We start from the raw sequence: 15,393 nt of genomic DNA on the forward strand, positions 1-15,393 counted from the left end.
ATGATGGTCGACGGCGCCATCGTCATCGCCGAGAACGTTGATCGCGGACTCCGCGAACGACGCGAGGATGAAGATAGCCGCACGACTGTCGCGCGAGCGAGCGCCGAAGTAATCGCGCCGCTGACTGCTGCCGTTGCCGTGGTGATCATCGTCTTCCTTCCGCTCTTCTCGCTACAGGGCACAGAGGGCAAGACGTTCCGGCCGCTCGCCGCTTCGGCCGCACTCGCGATGACAGGGTCGCTGATCTATGCGGCGCTCATCGCTCCGGCCATGGCGCTCGGCCTCATGCGTCCGCCCACGAGCAATAGCCAGGAGAGCGACAGTCGGCTTGTTTCACAGATCAAGCCGCTTGCGGCCTTCTTCGTCCGGCGTCGTCTTGCGGCGGTCGGGCTCGCGGGCATCCTGCTGCTGGTCGGGGGATTGTCGGCCACACGTCTCGGCTCGGAGTTCACTCCGGCGCTGGAGGAAGGCGACATAATTTTGAGAGTGACTATGGCGCCTTCCATCTCACTCACCGAGGCAAAGGAAACCTCGACGCGGATCGAGCAAAGAGTGCTAGATTCTTTCCCAGAGGTCAGTTCGATCGTCAGCCGGATCGGGCGCGGGGAAGTCGGCGCGCATGCCGACCCGGTCAACAGTATCGAGGCCTTCGTGGCGCTCAAACCCCGAAGCGAATGGCGCGATGGCATCAGCCCGGACGAACTTCGTGCGTCGATCTCCGAAAATCTCGGCAGCTTTCCAGGTGTCAGGGTTAATGTCGGCCAGCCGATCGCCATGTCGGTTGATGAACTCCTGACCGGCACAAAGGCGCAGCTGGCGGTCAAGATCTTCGGGCCGGATACGGAGGTTCTTCTGGAAGGCTCGCAGGATTTGCAGGCGGTCCTGCAGGAGATTCCGGGAGCCACAGACGTCCAGGCCGATCAGATCACCGGCGCGCCTCAGCTTGTGGTCTCGCTCGACCGTCCGGCGCTCGGCCGATACGGCCTGAGTGTCGAGGAGGCGCTTGACGCCTTGCGTTCAGGTGTTGGCGGGGCAGAGGCTGGCGCCGTTTTCCAGGGGGTACGCCAGTTCCCCGTCATCGTGCGCTATGCCGAAGAAGACCGCGACACGCCCGCGGCCATCGGACGGATCATTCTGGAATCATCCAGCGGCGCACGGGTTCCACTCGAAAGCGTGGCAGACATCAGGGAGATCGTCGGGCCGCGCCAGATCACGCGCGAGAATGGCGAGCGCTTCATCACCGTCCAGCTCAATGTGAGAGGACGCGACATCGGCAGCTATGTCGCCGATGCGCAGGCGGCGGTCGCCGGCCAGCTTGACTTACCGGCCGGTTACCGCGTCGAATGGGGCGGGCAGTTCGAACTCCAGCAAGAAGCGAATGCGCGGTTTGCGGTCGTGATCCCGATCACGCTGGGCATCGTGTTCCTGATCCTGCTATTAACCTTCGGGCGCATGAAATCAGCCATCCTGATCCTGCTCAACATTCCGCTGGCGCTGACCGGCGGCGCGATGGCGCTCTGGGTTGCGAGCCTGCCGATCTCGGTGCCCGCGACGGTCGGCTTTATTGCCCTGTTTGGCATCGCGCTCGGCAATGGCATGGTGCTGGTCAGCTTCATGGATGATTTTGCCAGGGAAGGCCGGGGCCGCGATGAACTTGCCGTCGAGGCGGCAGGCTTGCGGGCACGTCCTGTTCTGATGACCGCCCTTACGACGGCGCTCGGCCTTGCGCCACTGCTCTTCGCGAGTGGTGTCGGTGCTGAAGTGCAGCGGCCACTGGCCACGGTCGTCATGGGCGGGCTGGTCTCATCGACCGTGTTGACCTTGCTTGTCCTGCCAGCCCTTCACCGCTGGTTCGCACCGAAGCCCGACGCGCACCATTCCTTGTTGGAGGCCGAGCATGTTCATCCATCGTGAACTTCGCGTTGCGGTCATGTCGATTTCTCTCGCAGCCCTGGCGGGCTGCGGGAATCTCGGCAACGCGATGGTGTCCCTTTCAAGTGAGCAGGCGGCCAAGGTGCAGGAAGAATGCGGCCTGATACCATCAAAGAGCCGTGTCAAAAACGCGGTACACGCGCGGCGACGCGCGTATCTCGAATGCAAGCGCAAGGTGCTGGAAGAGGAGGCCGATCATGAGCCACGCACATGAACATGACAGCCTTGATCCCAAAAGCGGTGATCGCCGGGTCTCCATTGCTATCTGGGCAAACGCACTACTAACCGTTGGGCAGGTTGTCGGGGGGATTCTCTCCGGCAGCCTCGCGCTCATCGCCGATGCTCTGCACAATTTCTCTGATATGGCGTCGCTCGTCATCGCGTTCGCTGCGCGCAAGATTGCGCGGCGACCGGCTGATGAGCGGATGACCTTTGGGTATGGCCGCATCGAGATCGTCGCAGCCCTGATCAATTATACATCTTTGACCATCATCGGCCTCTATCTGATCTATGAGGGTGTCATGCGGATCATTGATCCCCCCGCCGTTGGCGGCTGGACGATCGTTATTCTTGGCGGTGTTGCGCTGGTCATCGATACGCTGACAGCCCTCCTGACCTATTCGATGCAGAAAGGGAGCGTGAATATCCGGGCGCTCTTCCTTCACAACCTTTCGGATGCACTCGCATCGGTAGCCGTGGTTGCAGGCGGAACGCTCATCCTCCTCTATGACTGGAGACTGGTCGATCCGCTCGTGACGATCGGTATCGCGGTATACATTCTCTATCTGTCGTTCCGTGAAATTGGCGGGCCGATCCATATGTTGATGCTGGGTAGCCCACCCGAGATCGACAATGCCGCCGTCGTGGAAGCGATGCGAAGTGTCGATGGCGTTGCGGACGTTCACCACGTGCATCTCTGGCAAATGCAGGAACACGAGACGGCGCTCGACTGTCACGTCGTTGTGTCTGAACAAAACTGGTCGAGCATCGCGATCATCAAGGCGGCAATCAAGGAGCGTTTGAATCAGCGCTTCGGTATTGGTCATTCAAGCCTTGAGTTCGAGCACGAAGATCATGTCCACCGAAACGCCGATGTTTACGGGCATTCGAATTCTCAGCGAAAGGCGTGATCCTGTACTTGCCGGTACACTGCCAGAATACAATGGGTCTTACCGGGGTTGCGTGGGAAGGCGAGCTGTTCAAACGTGAGATCCAGCGGGTTCGTGTCTTGCTGACGTGTCTGGAAGCAGTGGCATTTGTGCGCTCGTCCCGTTTATGAGGCTTGATACAAGGCTGAAAGACTAGTTTCGAACGTGAGCGGAGTGGCTGAATGTACTAGTTGCTGAGCTCTAGTCCTAGCCTGGGCAGTATCAAGATCATCGTGAAGTAGAGCACAATTTTTATCGCTGTTCCCAAAATCAAGGCGCCATAAAAGGGAATGCCTCGGTCGAGCAGCCATGGGATAAGAAGGAAGGACATATCAGAATATGGCAGCGGAGTGGGCCGCCTGCCGGGATGTGTCTTCAGTGTCGCGCCACAGCCATATCACGCCCAGGACCGATACGAGAGGAAGTGAGGCCACAAGTGCCGCGAAGCCTGGACTGCGTTTTCCGATTTCGGAAATGGCGACGATGAGGATGGCTGAAATTACAGCCTTGATAAAAAGGTAGAACAATTTTGTCTCCGGCTCATGGTTCCGCGAGATCAACCCATGGGAAATGGCAGCCGCTCAAGTGGCGGTGAAGGCGAAAGCTCATTGTGACGGCCTGCTTCTGGCTTATCGAGTGTCGTGAGCGTGGGATCAACTGAACACGGCACGGGCGTGAGCCATGAACACGACTATAAAGAGGCAAGCCGCTTCTGACGTCGGTAAGACAACGCTCTTGGTACCGGCCCTTTTTATCAGCGGTCTTCGAACAGTTTGTCGGTGAGTGCGCAATCAGGTGTTTCAGCGCCGGTGCAACCAGCCATGATCTCGCCGAGCCGCCGATCCATTTGTCTCAGATCGGCGATGCGTTTGCGGATATCGCCACGATGTGCTTCTGCCAGCGCACTGACCTCTGCGCAGCTCGGCCTGCCATCATTGATGCCAAGCAGTGAGCGTACATCTTCCACCGAGAAGCCGAGACTGCGGGCCCGCAATATGAAACGCAGCCGTACCTGGTCCCCATTCGAATACAGCCGGTGGCCACTGGCAGTGCGGGCTGGATCGGGCAGCAGGCCGATCTTTTCATAATAGCGGATCGTTTCAAGATTGCAGCCGAGCCGCCCGGCCAGTTCAGCCCGTTTGAGTGCTGCTCGCGGCGATGTGATGGCCATGATGAATTACCCGCTTGTGTCTGTACCAACTACAGAGCGTAACGTGACCATGATCAATAAAGCAATGGGAACAGCTGGTCATGACAGATACCGAAAACAGCCCAGCAAATGAGCGTCGCTCAAGGTGGCTTGTTGCCGGTGGCATGCTGGGGGCATTCCTTGCATCATCCTGCTGCATCGTGCCGCTTGTGCTGATCAGTCTCGGTGTTTCCGGAGCGTGGATTGGCCAGTTGACGGCGCTGGAACCCTACAAGCCCCTTTTTCTTCTGGTCGCGATCGGATTTCTCGCGGCTGGATTCTGGGATGTCTATTTTCGAAAGACCAGTGTCTGCGAGGATGGTAGCTATTGCGCCCGTCCGCAGTCGTCAGTCATCAAGCAGGTCGCCCTGTGGAGCGGCGCGCTTGTCGTGCTGGCGGCCCTGACCATCGATGTATGGGCACCGTTATTTTACTAGCCAGGGAGACAAGTATGAAACGAACATGGATGATCGCCGGACTGGCAGGTCTGGCACTCGCGGGGGGGCTCGCAGTCGCCAGCGCGCAGAATGCTCCGGATGCTTCGGTGGAGGTCGAACAGGCGACAGCCCGTTTGACCATCGAAAACATGACCTGCGCGACATGTCCGATTGCTGTCAGGAAAGCGATGATGCGTGTCGAGGGCGTTAAATCTGTCGATATCGATTATGCGGCCAGGACCGCAGAGGTGGTTTACGATACGGCGGCGGCAACCCCCGAGGCGATCGCTGCCGCTTCAACCGATGTAGGATACCCGGCAAGCGTTACGGACGGTTGAACGCGCAGCATCTGGAATATCCTGATGAGGCACCTGCAAGTCGATGTTCGCATACATCGTCAGATTTTCACACAAGGCTTTCACTTTGATGTCAAAATGGACTGACCGAAAACTGCTGATAACGGGCCTGGCCGGTACCGTCATTGCGGCACTTTGCTGTTTCACACCAATACTCGTGGTGCTGCTTGGCGCTGTGGGCCTGTCGGCAGTGCTGGGCTGGATCGACTATGTGCTATTGCCCGCGCTTGCCCTGTTCATTGCGCTGACGGTCTATGCTGTCTGGCGCAGGCAGAAGCGGCCATGCAGCCCTGACGGAAACCAATCATGATGGCTCAATACGTGCCGCGATGAGCAGGATCGCTTCCGGGTGGAGCAGCAGGCAGGTGCCGATTGTGGAAGGGGGCTGGATCTTTTTGAACGGGCCTTGGGATCTTCCGCGCAGGGCAATCACCGCAACCAATGGAGACATGCCATGAAAGACGCATATGACCTTATCGTGATTGGCGGTGGAACCAGCGGCAATGGTGTCGCCCGGATGGCCGCAAAGGCGGGCTGGAATGTGGCGAGCATCGACAGCCTGCCTTATGGTGGTACCTGCGCCCTGCGCGGCTGTGATCCAAAGAAGATGCTGGTTGCGGTTACAGAAGGCGTCGATTGGGCAGACAGGATGAAGGGCAATGGGCTGAAGATGCAGCCTTCCGTCGACTGGCCGGACATGATCGCCTTCAAGCGAACATTCACCGACGCCATGCCGCCGCGCATCGAAGCGGGAATGGAAAAGGCAGGCATTGATGTATTGCATGGTGAAGCGCGGTTCACAGGCGCGGACAGTATCGAGCTGAATGGCGAAATCCTGCGCGCGAAACATTTCCACATCGCCACCGGCGCACGGCCGATAACGCTGAACATTCCTGGCGAGGCGTATCTGACCACCAGCACCGAGTTTCTCGAACTAACCGAGCGGCCAGACCGGATCGCTTTTGTCGGCGGTGGCTTCATCGCCATGGAGTTCGCTCATATTTCCAGGCGCGCCGGCGCCAGCGAAGTTACTGTACTAGAAATGGCCGAGCGCCCCCTGGGCACCTTCGATGACGACCTGGTTGAGATACTTGTTGAGGGCACGGAAGAGCTTGGCATCGACTTGCGCACCAAGGCGAAAGTGCTGGCGATCGAGAAACAGGGCGAAGAATTTATCGTCACTGTGGACGGCGTGGGTGGTGCCGAAACCGTGACCTGCGATCTGGTGGTGCATGGCACGGGCCGGGTGCCAAATATTGACGGGCTGAACCTTGAGGCTGCCGGCGTCGAGTACACCCGCCGGGGCATTCAGGTGAACGCCTCAATGCGCACGAGCAATCTCGCGGTCTTCGCCGCCGGCGATTGCGTCGACAGCGGCCCCAACCTGACCCCGGTATCTGCCTTCGAGGGGCGTGTGGCGGGCAAGAACCTGCTAGCCGGAAAGGACGAGCGACAAGTCAAATACCCGCCGATTCCCTCGGTGGTTTTTACCTTGCCAATGGTTGCTAGCGTTGGCTTGTCAGAGGCTGCGGCCAGGAAAGAGGGTCTGAAGTTCGATACCCATTTCGAGAAGACCCATGACTGGTATTCGTCAATGCGCGTCGGCGCGCAGCGAACCGCGTACAAGGTGCTGGTCGAACAGGACACCGGAAAAATCCTGGGCGCACACCTGATCGGACCGGGGGCTGAGGAACAGATCAACCTTTTCGCCATGGCCATGCGTGCCGGTCAGACCGCCAATCAGATCAAGGCGATGATCTTCGCCTATCCCAGCTACGCCTCCGACATCGGGGCGATGGTGTGATTTTGAATACTTGATCGAGGCCGCGTCGCCGTGCCCGGTCGCAAGCGGAGGAAGAAACAATGGATCGAACCGTAAAGACAGGCGATTGCTGCTCCGTCAATGAGACCAGCGGCGACAGCTATGACCTCATTGTCATAGGTGCTGGCTCGGCCGGGTTTTCGGCTTCGATTAGCGCGGCCGAGGCCGGCAGGCGCGTGGCCATGGTCGGGCACGGCACAATCGGCGGCACCTGCGTCAATGTCGGCTGCGTGCCATCCAAAGCGATGATACGGGCCGGCGAAGCGGTGCATGGTGGCATATCGGCAGCACGGTTTCCGGGCATCGAGCCGTGCGCGCAAGGCGTGGACTGGCCGGCGGTCGTCAAGGGCACGGCCGAACTGGTCGACGAAATGCGCCAGAAAAAATATATCGATTTGCTGCCTTCCTATGAGAATATCACCTATATCGAAGAAGGTGCCGCACGCCTGGTCGAGGGCGGGATTGAAGTCGGCGGCCGGTTCATCGCCGCGCCGAAGGTCCTGGTCGCCACAGGCTCGCGCCCGCTATTGCCGGACATTGATGGGATCATGACCGTGGAGGCGCTCGATTCTTGGGACCTTCTCACGTTGCCTGAACAGCCCGAGAGCATCCTGGTACTGGGCGGCGGCTATATCGGTTGCGAACTGGCGCAGATGGCGTCGCGGCTGGGTATCAAGGTTACGCTGGTCACGCGCTCGCGTCTTCTGCCCGGCGTGGAACCGGAAGTGGCCGAGGCGTTGACCGACGCGCTGAAGGCTGAGGGTGTCGCGGTCGAGACCGGCCTGTCCTACCGATCGGTGAGACGGAGTGACGGCGGCGTCACGCTGACAATCGAACGGGGTGGAAAGCCTGTGACCCTCTTCGCGCAGCGGCTTGTGGCCACCACAGGCCGGGTTGCCAATTCTGAAGACCTCGGCTTGCGCGAGTTCGGCATCGAGACCGATGCGCGCGGATCGATCAAGGTCGGAGCCGACATGGCCACAACCCGGCCTGGCGTCTGGGCAGCGGGTGATGTCACCGATCGCGACCAGTTCGTCTACATGGCCGCTTATGGGGCCAAGGTGGCGGCCAACAATGCGCTCGGGCTTCAGGATTTGCGTTATGACAATGCGGCCATGCCCTGGGTCGTGTTCACCGATCCGCAGGTTGCCGGCGTCGGTCTTTCCGAGGTGCAGGCGAAGGCAGCCGGCCATGATGTCAAGACCAGCGTGCTGACGCTGGACCATGTGGCGCGCGCCGCCGTTGCCCGCGATACCCGCGGCGTCATCAAGCTGGTCGCGGATGCGAAGACCGACCGCCTTCTGGGCGGACAGATGGCGGCGCCCGAAGGGTCTGATGCGATTCAAACCCTGGCTATGGCGTTGAAGTTCGGCATGACGAGCAAGGCGCTTGGCGAGACAATTTTTCCATACCTGACAACTGTTGAAGGGTTAAAATTGGCGGCACAGACGTTCGACAAGGACGTGGCGAAGCTTTCATGCTGCGCAGGCTGAGCCCAAATTTGGAGGTAAGGTCAGAAAGAAATTGTCAGGGTAACTGGCCGATTGAGCTGGCTGGCCGTCCCGGCTAGCGTCACAAGATGTCCCGTAATCCGTTCCGATATTTCAAGACGTCGCCCGAGATCATCCAGCTAGCAGCGATGATGTGTGTATGTGCGTTTCCCGCTCTCACTTCGTAACGTCGAAGACCTACTCCACAAGCGCGGCATCGATGTTTGTCATGAGAGCGTCCGGACATGGGTCGATCGTTTCCCGCAGTGTTTGCTGGCAGGATCCGGGGCCGCCGAGCCAGCTACATGCGCCAGATCATACGATGGCAGTGGCATCTGGACGAGGTCTTCGTGAAGATCAACGGCGAGACGCATTGCCTTTGGCGCGCCGTTGATCACGAAGATGAAGTGCTAGAGAGCTTCGTCACGAAAACCCGCCATAAAACAGCGGCCTTGCGGTTACTGAGAGATGCGATGAAGCGGTACGGATCGCCGTGCATCGTCGTGACGGATCGGCTTCGCTCCTATGGCACTGCGATGAAGACGATCGGAAATGTGAAACGCCAGGAGGTCGGTCGCCAACTCAATAATCGGGCTCAGAATATCCACCTGCCGTTCCGGCGACGAGAACGGGCGATGTCGAGGTTCAGGCGAATGTCGAACTTGCAGAAATTCGCCTCGACCCACGCTTCGTTTCACAATCACTTCAATCTCGAGATATCGGCAACACCCGACACTAATATCGGGTCAGCTGTTGCAAAAGATCTTGGCCTGCCCACCCGAGAAACGCTCGAGCGCGTCATTCGAACTGTAGCCTACGTGCGAAACATTTGCGCAAATCACGGCCGCCTCTGGAACAGGCGTCTCGTTAAACGCATCCCCAAACTCAAAAGGTTCGGGGATGATCTGAGCGTTGAGAAAATCGGCGAACAGGCCCAGCCTGAAAATTATATCTACAATGTGCTCGTAGTCCTTTGTCGAATGCTACTTCGCCAAAGCCTCGATACGAGCTTTCCCGCGCGTGTCGCCGCTCTTATAACAGCCAGACCAGGTCACCAACAGTTGGCATTGGGTTTTCCAGCAAACTGGGAATCTCCCCCCGTTTGGACCGACGTGAATGACTGATCCAAGTTTAGCCCCGTGACCCTTTGGGGATCTCAACGGCTCACATTCCTTCCCGCTCATCCACAGCCGCCAGGAACCCTCGCAAATACGACTGTGGGATCTCGATAATCATCGAATTGCGCTTGCCGACGATCTTGAACGTGAGAATGGAGCGGTCCGAGAGCTCACGCAGTTCCGGCATAGTCAGATCGATCCCGACAAGTTCAGTCTTGAGGCAGCTGACATTGATGCAGCTGACCTCGCTGTCGATTGGCCTCAGATCGTAGCTCTGGCCTTCGCTGAAGGCGGAGTTGTACTGAGGCCAATCGTCATTCGTCGACTGGCGAACTCTGATCTGAATTTCTGTAAAATCTACCACCTCAGCGCCAGAGCGCCCGATATCGAAGGCGCGAATATGGTAGATATTGTAGCCGTCCAGGAACTTGTTGCGCTCTGGGTCGAGGTAGCTGATTTCCGGGCCGATTGCCGACCGAGTGCCCATATGCGGGTCATCTTCAAAACTAACCGCCGACTTGACCGCGTCAAAGCCCGTGGCGCTCTCTGCCGCCGAAGCGCCTCCGCCCCGGACACTTTCCGGCGTTGAGACGTTTGTGGCGCAGGCGCCGAGTGAGGCGACCAGGGCGCCTGCCGCGATGACGGCCAGAAGTCGGTGTGTCATGAAACTCTCCTTAGATGATTATGAGTCTCACTACCGCTCGTTTTGCCCGACAGTTCAAGGATAAATTGATACTTATAGGCTGTAGTCTCATCGTCTACGTCGAGCTCCTGTCCGGAGTATGGATGTACGAGTTCTCGTCGGCGCAAACACAAAGCGACTTCGCAGGCTAAAAGGCTGGTCGCAGGAAGAGCTTGCCCACCAGTCCGGCTTGCACCGAACCTACATTTCCGGCGTCGAGCGCGGGGTCCGCAATCCAACGGTGACTGTGCTAAGCCAGCTTGCGAGCGCTCTCGACGCGTCGCCGGGAGAGTTTTTCAAACCTGTGTCTGCGCTCAAAGGCTGATCAGCTGGCTTCAGAGCACCCACAAGCAACGAGCAAGAGGAGAGGCGAACTGCCCAGCAGTCCGCCCCCTGGTGGGAAGCTCAGCCAATCACGCTGCTTCGTCCCAACTCATATAGGCCTTGAAGAATTCAGGGTCCTTCAATGCCTCTTTCTCCTCTTCTGAGAACTCGTAATCGTCCGGGTCGAACTGGCCGATTTCATTCTTGTAACGGATCACGTCATGCTCGACATCGCGCGGTTCGTGTACCTCGTTGTCGAGCCTCGTTTTCCATTTTTTGCCCATCTGCTTTTGAAGCTTTTTGCGCATGAAGGCTCGGAATTTCTTGTTCTCTGCCTTTCGATGGCTGAGCTCTCGGAGCGACTCCCGTGTTGGTTTGGGGCGGTTCGCGAAAATAGCTTTGAGTTGTTTCTCCGTCAGATCAACAAGCGCTGTCGGCAAGTCACAACTCTCCGCGTAGTAAAAGCGCTCATCATTTATGATCCGGCGATATTTTGGCGCAAACTCCCGCCACATCGGGTCAGTCGTCGGTATGAGCTTCCTGAGTTTTGCGAGAAACCATTTTTGATCGGCAATGTCGCTGTCCTCGTCATCAAGACCATCGAACTCAGCCTCCTGGATGTCGATCTCACATTTCACCATCTGCGCGATCATGCCGAGCCATTCCTGAAACTGCTTTGCGTTTAGGGGGCCTTTGATCTCGACGGTTCCGGATTCATAATCGATCTCGATCTGCTCGGCGGAAAGGATAGGAAAGACGAAGTTATCGCCGTATTTTGAGCGATCGCTTACGTATTTCGTGATTGCCGCTTTAACTTTGACGGCGGTCTCAAAAAGGTCATTCGCCTCCGCACGGCGCCTTTCCAATTCCTTCGTCGCCTCATCGAAAACCCGTTTCTGAGCATGAGGCTTTCCAGCCAAAGCGTCTTTCACCAGCCGGAGTGGCAGAGCCTCCTCGAGAGTAATTTCTTTCGCCCTGCCGTTTTCCGTGATGGTGATCTTGCTTTTAAGCAGCTCTTCGAGTGATCCCATCAAGGCGCTCCCTGGCGATTTGGGTGATGACGACTTCGACTTCTTGGGTGGGCGTCCTTTCCTGTTTCCAGATTGGCCAGGCTTGAACCGCGTATGCTTTGGCGTCTTGCCGCGTCCAACCTCGTAATCGGCCTTCTCCGGATCGAACGGCTTCTTGCGCTTCTCCTGGCTCATGCCACGCCCTCCGCGACAACGGCGCCCGAGCGAACACGTTCTGCCTCGCCGTTGGCTTGACTCTCCCAGCGGTGAAGGATGACATCGCAATAGAGCGGGTCGATTTCGGCGAGGTAGGCGCGCCGCCCCGTCTTCTCGGCCGCGAGCAATGTGCTGCCGGATCCCCCGAAGAGGTCGAGGACAATGCCATTGCGCTTTGCCACGTCCCGGATCGCGTCAGCGATCATCGCGACCGGTTTGACCGTCGGATGCATTGCAAGCTCGTCGGCACGGTTCGCCCCGGCCGAGTTCATACCGCGATAGTGCCAGACATTGGTGCGGTAGCGCCCATGCTGGCCGAGTTCAAAATTATTGATGTGAGAGGCGGTGCCTTTTTTGAAGGCGAAGATCAGCTCATGTTGGGAGCGGTAGAACGTCCCCATGCCGCCATTATCCTTCACCCAGGTGATCAAGTTCTTGAGCTCGGAATAGACCTCTTCGCCCGCGCTGAGGATCTCGGCCATGTGCCGCCAGTCCATGCAGACGAAATGGATAGATCCATCGACCGAGTAGCGCGCCTGGATCTTGAACGTATCCTTGAGAAAGGCCGTAAACTCCGCCTTGCTCATCTCACCTGAAGCCATAGCAAACTCCCGGTGTTTCACCGAACCCGAGCCGCAGACATTGCCATCGATCGCCACGTTGTAGGGCGGATCCGTGAAGATCATGTCCGCCTTCGTACCTGCCATGAGGAGACGAATGGTCATCGGGTTGCGGGCATCCGTGCACATCAGCCGATGCCGGCCGAGTTGCCAGATATCGCCTGGCTCACAGCGCCTCGCCACAGAGTTCTTCGGGGGAACGATCTCCTCTTTTGGATCGGCTGCCGGCGCCTGGTCGACCCCGTCGATGATGAGATCGATCTCCGCTGTATCGAAGCCGGTGATTTCAAGATCGAAGTCGAGATCCATCTCGCCGAGGGCGCCAAGCTCAATTGCGAGGAGGTCCTCGTCCCAGCCGGCATTCATCGCCAGCTTGTTGTCCGCGATGACGTAGGCGCGCTTTTCCGCCTCGGTCATATAGTCGAGACGTATGCAGGGAACGGTTTCCATACCAAGCAGTTTGGCTGCCTCGACGCGGCCGTGGCCGGCAAGTATGCAATTTTGCTCGTCAATAAGGATCGGGTTTGTGAAGCCGAACTTCGTTATGGCTTCAGCTATCTGCCTAACCTGCTTTTTCGAATGCGTTCGGGCATTGTTTGGCCGGGGCGTTAGACTTGTCGTGTTGAGATATTCTACCTTGAAACCGAGCATGCGACGCCTCCTTTCTAATGAATTCGCATACTAGGCCTGTGCTCAAACGCTCCGGATAAATCAAGCTATTGAAAAATCTTGGAATTTTAAGATTTCTGGCGCTGCCAGACGGTTTCCGAGAGCTCCCCAAACCGAGAAAACACAATGAAAACAAGAGACAATATGTTCGCATAATAACCCCTTTATATTCCTCTTTTGTTCGTATTTATGTGGCGCGCTGTAATTAATGTTTTGTAATAATTCGGCGTTTTTGCTCGTGTTTCGCTGCGCTGACCGTGCCGGCGAGGCTATTTTGAGCGAAATGGCTATCCCTGTCTGAGCAGCAGCCGACGTACTCTTGAGACGACAAAACGGTCAGGTGGGGCGGTGAATATGAAAGAGGTCGGCGACTTTGTATCTGCCTTTCACCTCACTGCGCACCTCCCGGCGCTTGGTGCAAATTCCAGACCTTGAGCCTTCAGCCTTTCAATCCCGCGAGATCCCGTGTGACCGCGACTGCTTCAATTCCTCTCCAATTCCAGGCCTCGACCGGCAGGGCCTTTATTCGCACCAACAGACCGTGTCGCCGGTCAACCACTCGCCAGACAGGTAACGGCCCTCGACAACCGTCGACGTAGAGACTTCCGCTCTCCCTGCAGCCATCGACTTGGAAGCCTTCGGCGTTCCCAAGACCCTCGACCATGTTAGCGGAGACAATTCCATTCAGGCCAGAGATTAGCGTCGGCGCATGAATAAGTCGGTAGACGCCAAGGCTTCTTCTTCATCTTCGGCCTCATAGTCGAATTGAGGCTCAGCGTCGTCAAAGTGCAACAACGACAGCGCGAAATCGAAGCGGTCGGCGAACAAGACAGTTTCTTCACAGCTTTCATGCGGGAACCAAACTCCAGCATCATGTCTAATTGGTGAGTTTTGGCCGGAAATTAGCTTTCGATTGAACGCCGGTGATCGTTCTGGAAGCGGCACAGGAGAGACGTTACGCGTTCTGATAAAAAGACCAGACTTGAGTGCCGGTTTGCTGGGTTTCGCCCACAGAATGAAACCATCTGTCGACGCCACTAGAACAGCGCGCTTCGATGTATATTCCAGCCAGCGCAGGATGGCCGCCGTCAGTGAAACATCGTATCGAGAAGCACATGCGCCGATATCGCTGAAAGTGGGCGCTACATTTTGTGGAAGCTTCTTTCGGAAGTCGTCCAATGGCATGAGTAGGCTTGCCGCGAACTGATTGGCTTCTGATTCAATCTCGGCGTACTTACTATTCCACTGCGTCATGGCACGCTGGTCGCATCGAATGCCATCAGGGAATTTCAACCGGTGGACCAGATAGTGCCCGAACTCATGTGCCAGCGTGAAATTGATGCGGCTCGGCACCTCGATATCATCGTTGTAGAAAATACCCCAACCTGTTTTGCCACGATCTCGGGGAGCAGGCGCGAGCATTCCCTCAAAACCGTCTATACGCCGTGACTTGATTAGAGTGATCGCATCATCGGGATAAAGTTGCCTAGAAATCTCGCTCGCTACATCAATGACCGCGATAGGAAAACGATCATCCGCCAGCACTTGTCTCAGAACTACGGATATGTCGTTTGCCCAACGGCTCGGTGAGCGCACATCATTCATTCGTCGTCATCCCAGACTTGGATCATCACAAAGATTGGTATTTTCAGAAGAACCTGCGCTGAAAGGCGCTATGCAGCCGCCTACCTTTTCGAATGTGCCCAAGAACCCATTCCGCTATTTCAAAACAAAGCCTGAGATAATCCGCTTGGCAGTGATGATGTGCCTCCGGTTTCCACTTCCGCTCCGCAACGTCGAAGATCTGTTCCACGACCGCGTGATTAAAGTTAGCCGCGGGGCCGGAAAACGGAGACGAGTTTGCATTAAGATGACAACACGTCGGGAGCTCTCCAGTTAACGCCAACTTCCAGAATTCTCAAATCCCTTCTTGAGTTTAAACCCCCAAGGGGTATATCTATTAATCATGAACATTGTTGTCGCAGCTCTCGTGACTGTATTTTTCAGCCTGTCGCAGGTGCTCTGTGCGTGTCCTGTCGATACGTCGGCTACGAACAGCATGCCAACCGAGTTCACCACTCATTCTCACCAGGCACCAGCCGATGAGCCTGAGGCACCTTGCGATGATGAGACTGATCACTGCAAGCTTCAGACAGCGACGGTCGCACAAGCCGACAAGACGGCGAACTCGGTCCAGCACGTGTCAGGTGATACGAAGCCGATCGGGCTTGTAAAACCATCATGGCAACACGCTTGGAATATCGTCGTCAATGTCCACACGCCCTGGCTTGAGGTCCGAAATCACCTGTTCCGACAAACGCCAATCACATTAAAGGTGCGCTCCCTGAGCTGAGTTCGTGCGTCGCTGCATTAGCAGCTC

17 protein-coding genes and 1 pseudogene are annotated in these 15,393 nt (G+C 57.2%); 11 read left to right on the plus strand and 7 right to left on the minus strand.

Annotation, left to right across the window (positions count from 1 at the left end):
- From D1224_RS14170 to D1224_RS14180, 3 genes are all read left to right on the plus strand, one after another.
- A partial coding sequence (locus D1224_RS14170; protein ID WP_147372404.1) for an efflux RND transporter permease subunit occupies window positions 1-1,914 on the plus strand: 1,914 nt, incomplete at its 5' end.
- Window positions 1,898-2,146: a hypothetical protein gene (locus D1224_RS14175; protein ID WP_119380606.1), complete on the plus strand. Its 249-nt coding sequence runs from the start codon at window positions 1,898-1,900 to the stop codon at window positions 2,144-2,146. The genes D1224_RS14170 and D1224_RS14175, both read left to right, overlap by 17 nt.
- On the plus strand, window positions 2,130-3,062 hold the full coding sequence (locus tag D1224_RS14180; RefSeq protein ID WP_119380618.1) for a cation diffusion facilitator family transporter: 933 nt from the start codon (window positions 2,130-2,132) through the stop codon (window positions 3,060-3,062). Before D1224_RS14175 ends, D1224_RS14180 begins: the two co-directional genes overlap by 17 nt.
- 350 nt (window positions 3,063-3,412) lie before the next feature.
- Here the strand turns inward: D1224_RS14180 and D1224_RS16670 are convergent, their stop codons facing one another.
- A complete protein-coding gene (locus D1224_RS16670; RefSeq protein ID WP_233350562.1) occupies window positions 3,413-3,607 on the minus strand; it encodes a DUF3147 family protein in 195 nt (64 codons plus the stop codon).
- A gap of 227 nt (window positions 3,608-3,834) precedes the next feature.
- A complete protein-coding gene (locus D1224_RS14190) occupies window positions 3,835-4,251 on the minus strand; it encodes a MerR family transcriptional regulator (RefSeq protein WP_018149437.1) in 417 nt (138 codons plus the stop codon).
- Between the two features lie 80 nt (window positions 4,252-4,331).
- Between D1224_RS14190 and D1224_RS14195 the strand changes: the two genes are divergently transcribed.
- From D1224_RS14195 to merF, 3 genes are all read left to right on the plus strand, one after another.
- Window positions 4,332-4,706, plus strand: a complete 375-nt coding sequence (locus tag D1224_RS14195; protein WP_018149436.1) for a mercuric transporter MerT family protein — start codon at window positions 4,332-4,334, stop codon at window positions 4,704-4,706.
- Between the two features lie 14 nt (window positions 4,707-4,720).
- On the plus strand, window positions 4,721-5,044 hold the full coding sequence (locus D1224_RS14200; RefSeq protein ID WP_026180823.1) for a heavy-metal-associated domain-containing protein: 324 nt from the start codon (window positions 4,721-4,723) through the stop codon (window positions 5,042-5,044).
- 88 nt (window positions 5,045-5,132) lie between these two features.
- Window positions 5,133-5,372, plus strand: a complete 240-nt coding sequence (merF, locus tag D1224_RS14205; protein WP_026180822.1) for a mercury resistance system transport protein MerF — start codon at window positions 5,133-5,135, stop codon at window positions 5,370-5,372.
- On the opposite strand, the gene D1224_RS16550 is transcribed toward merF, so the two are convergent.
- Window positions 5,367-5,513, minus strand: coding sequence for a hypothetical protein (locus D1224_RS16550; RefSeq protein WP_182482316.1), 147 nt, complete (start codon window positions 5,511-5,513; stop codon window positions 5,367-5,369). The two genes, merF and D1224_RS16550, sit on opposite strands and share 6 nt — an antisense overlap.
- Window positions 5,514-5,516: 3 nt before the next feature.
- On the opposite strand from D1224_RS16550, the gene D1224_RS14210 reads away from it, so the two are divergent.
- The 3 genes and pseudogenes from D1224_RS14210 (at window position 5,517) to D1224_RS16675 (ending at window position 9,498) form a co-directional block, all read left to right on the plus strand.
- The gene (locus tag D1224_RS14210; RefSeq protein WP_119380619.1) at window positions 5,517-6,866 is read left to right on the plus strand and encodes a dihydrolipoyl dehydrogenase family protein; all 1,350 of its coding nucleotides are present in this window, start codon (window positions 5,517-5,519) and stop codon (window positions 6,864-6,866) included.
- Between the two features lie 59 nt (window positions 6,867-6,925).
- Window positions 6,926-8,377 carry a mercury(II) reductase gene (merA, locus tag D1224_RS14215; RefSeq protein WP_018149432.1) on the plus strand — a complete coding sequence of 484 codons (1,452 nt, stop codon included), beginning with the start codon at window positions 6,926-6,928 and terminating at the stop codon, window positions 8,375-8,377.
- An 86-nt stretch (window positions 8,378-8,463) separates the two neighbouring features.
- Window positions 8,464-9,498, plus strand: a pseudogene (locus D1224_RS16675) (IS6 family transposase).
- Window positions 9,499-9,538: 40 nt separating this feature from the next.
- Here D1224_RS16675 and D1224_RS14225 read toward each other — a convergent pair.
- A complete protein-coding gene (locus D1224_RS14225; protein ID WP_119380620.1) occupies window positions 9,539-10,156 on the minus strand; it encodes a hypothetical protein in 618 nt (205 codons plus the stop codon).
- A 118-nt stretch (window positions 10,157-10,274) separates the two neighbouring features.
- On the opposite strand from D1224_RS14225, the gene D1224_RS14230 reads away from it, so the two are divergent.
- Window positions 10,275-10,499, plus strand: a complete 225-nt coding sequence (locus D1224_RS14230; RefSeq protein WP_119380621.1) for a helix-turn-helix domain-containing protein — start codon at window positions 10,275-10,277, stop codon at window positions 10,497-10,499.
- An 88-nt stretch (window positions 10,500-10,587) separates the two neighbouring features.
- On the opposite strand, the gene D1224_RS14235 is transcribed toward D1224_RS14230, so the two are convergent.
- The 3 genes from D1224_RS14235 to D1224_RS14245 form a co-directional block, all read right to left on the minus strand.
- Window positions 10,588-11,703 (minus strand): DUF5681 domain-containing protein, encoded by a 1,116-nt coding sequence (locus D1224_RS14235; RefSeq protein ID WP_119380622.1) that lies wholly within the window; start codon window positions 11,701-11,703, stop codon window positions 10,588-10,590.
- Window positions 11,700-12,995, minus strand: a complete 1,296-nt coding sequence (locus D1224_RS14240) for a site-specific DNA-methyltransferase (RefSeq protein ID WP_119380623.1) — start codon at window positions 12,993-12,995, stop codon at window positions 11,700-11,702. The genes D1224_RS14235 and D1224_RS14240 overlap by 4 nt, the downstream gene beginning before the upstream one ends.
- A gap of 714 nt (window positions 12,996-13,709) precedes the next feature.
- Window positions 13,710-14,618, minus strand: coding sequence for an ImmA/IrrE family metallo-endopeptidase (locus tag D1224_RS14245; RefSeq protein ID WP_119380624.1), 909 nt, complete (start codon window positions 14,616-14,618; stop codon window positions 13,710-13,712).
- Window positions 14,619-14,979: 361 nt separating this feature from the next.
- Between D1224_RS14245 and D1224_RS14255 the strand changes: the two genes are divergently transcribed.
- Entirely contained in the window at window positions 14,980-15,366 is a 387-nt protein-coding gene (locus tag D1224_RS14255) for a hypothetical protein (protein WP_026180821.1), read from the plus strand.
- Window positions 15,367-15,393: the final 27 nt, after the last annotated feature.

Origin of the sequence: Henriciella barbarensis, assembly GCF_003576345.1 — a bacterium.
Lineage (GTDB): Bacteria > Pseudomonadota > Alphaproteobacteria > Caulobacterales > Hyphomonadaceae > Henriciella > Henriciella barbarensis.

What these genes read in the sequence shown, in the direction of transcription:
- D1224_RS14190 (WP_018149437.1), bottom strand. Translation starts at nt 4,251, where the DNA reads ATGGCCATCACATCGCCGCGAGCAGCACTCAAACGGGCTGAACTGGCC.
- D1224_RS16550 (WP_182482316.1), bottom strand. Translation starts at nt 5,513, where the DNA reads ATGTCTCCATTGGTTGCGGTGATTGCCCTGCGCGGAAGATCCCAAGGC.
- D1224_RS14180 (WP_119380618.1), top strand. Translation starts at nt 2,130, where the DNA reads ATGAGCCACGCACATGAACATGACAGCCTTGATCCCAAAAGCGGTGAT.
- D1224_RS14200 (WP_026180823.1), top strand. Translation starts at nt 4,721, where the DNA reads ATGAAACGAACATGGATGATCGCCGGACTGGCAGGTCTGGCACTCGCG.
- D1224_RS14240 (WP_119380623.1), bottom strand. Translation starts at nt 12,995, where the DNA reads ATGCTCGGTTTCAAGGTAGAATATCTCAACACGACAAGTCTAACGCCC.
- D1224_RS14195 (WP_018149436.1), top strand. Translation starts at nt 4,332, where the DNA reads ATGACAGATACCGAAAACAGCCCAGCAAATGAGCGTCGCTCAAGGTGG.
- D1224_RS14175 (WP_119380606.1), top strand. Translation starts at nt 1,898, where the DNA reads ATGTTCATCCATCGTGAACTTCGCGTTGCGGTCATGTCGATTTCTCTC.
- D1224_RS14225 (WP_119380620.1), bottom strand. Translation starts at nt 10,156, where the DNA reads ATGACACACCGACTTCTGGCCGTCATCGCGGCAGGCGCCCTGGTCGCC.
- D1224_RS14210 (WP_119380619.1), top strand. Translation starts at nt 5,517, where the DNA reads ATGAAAGACGCATATGACCTTATCGTGATTGGCGGTGGAACCAGCGGC.
- merF (WP_026180822.1), top strand. Translation starts at nt 5,133, where the DNA reads ATGTCAAAATGGACTGACCGAAAACTGCTGATAACGGGCCTGGCCGGT.
- D1224_RS14255 (WP_026180821.1), top strand. Translation starts at nt 14,980, where the DNA reads ATGAACATTGTTGTCGCAGCTCTCGTGACTGTATTTTTCAGCCTGTCG.
- D1224_RS14235 (WP_119380622.1), bottom strand. Translation starts at nt 11,703, where the DNA reads ATGAGCCAGGAGAAGCGCAAGAAGCCGTTCGATCCGGAGAAGGCCGAT.
- D1224_RS14245 (WP_119380624.1), bottom strand. Translation starts at nt 14,618, where the DNA reads ATGAATGATGTGCGCTCACCGAGCCGTTGGGCAAACGACATATCCGTA.
- D1224_RS14230 (WP_119380621.1), top strand. Translation starts at nt 10,275, where the DNA reads ATGGATGTACGAGTTCTCGTCGGCGCAAACACAAAGCGACTTCGCAGG.
- merA (WP_018149432.1), top strand. Translation starts at nt 6,926, where the DNA reads ATGGATCGAACCGTAAAGACAGGCGATTGCTGCTCCGTCAATGAGACC.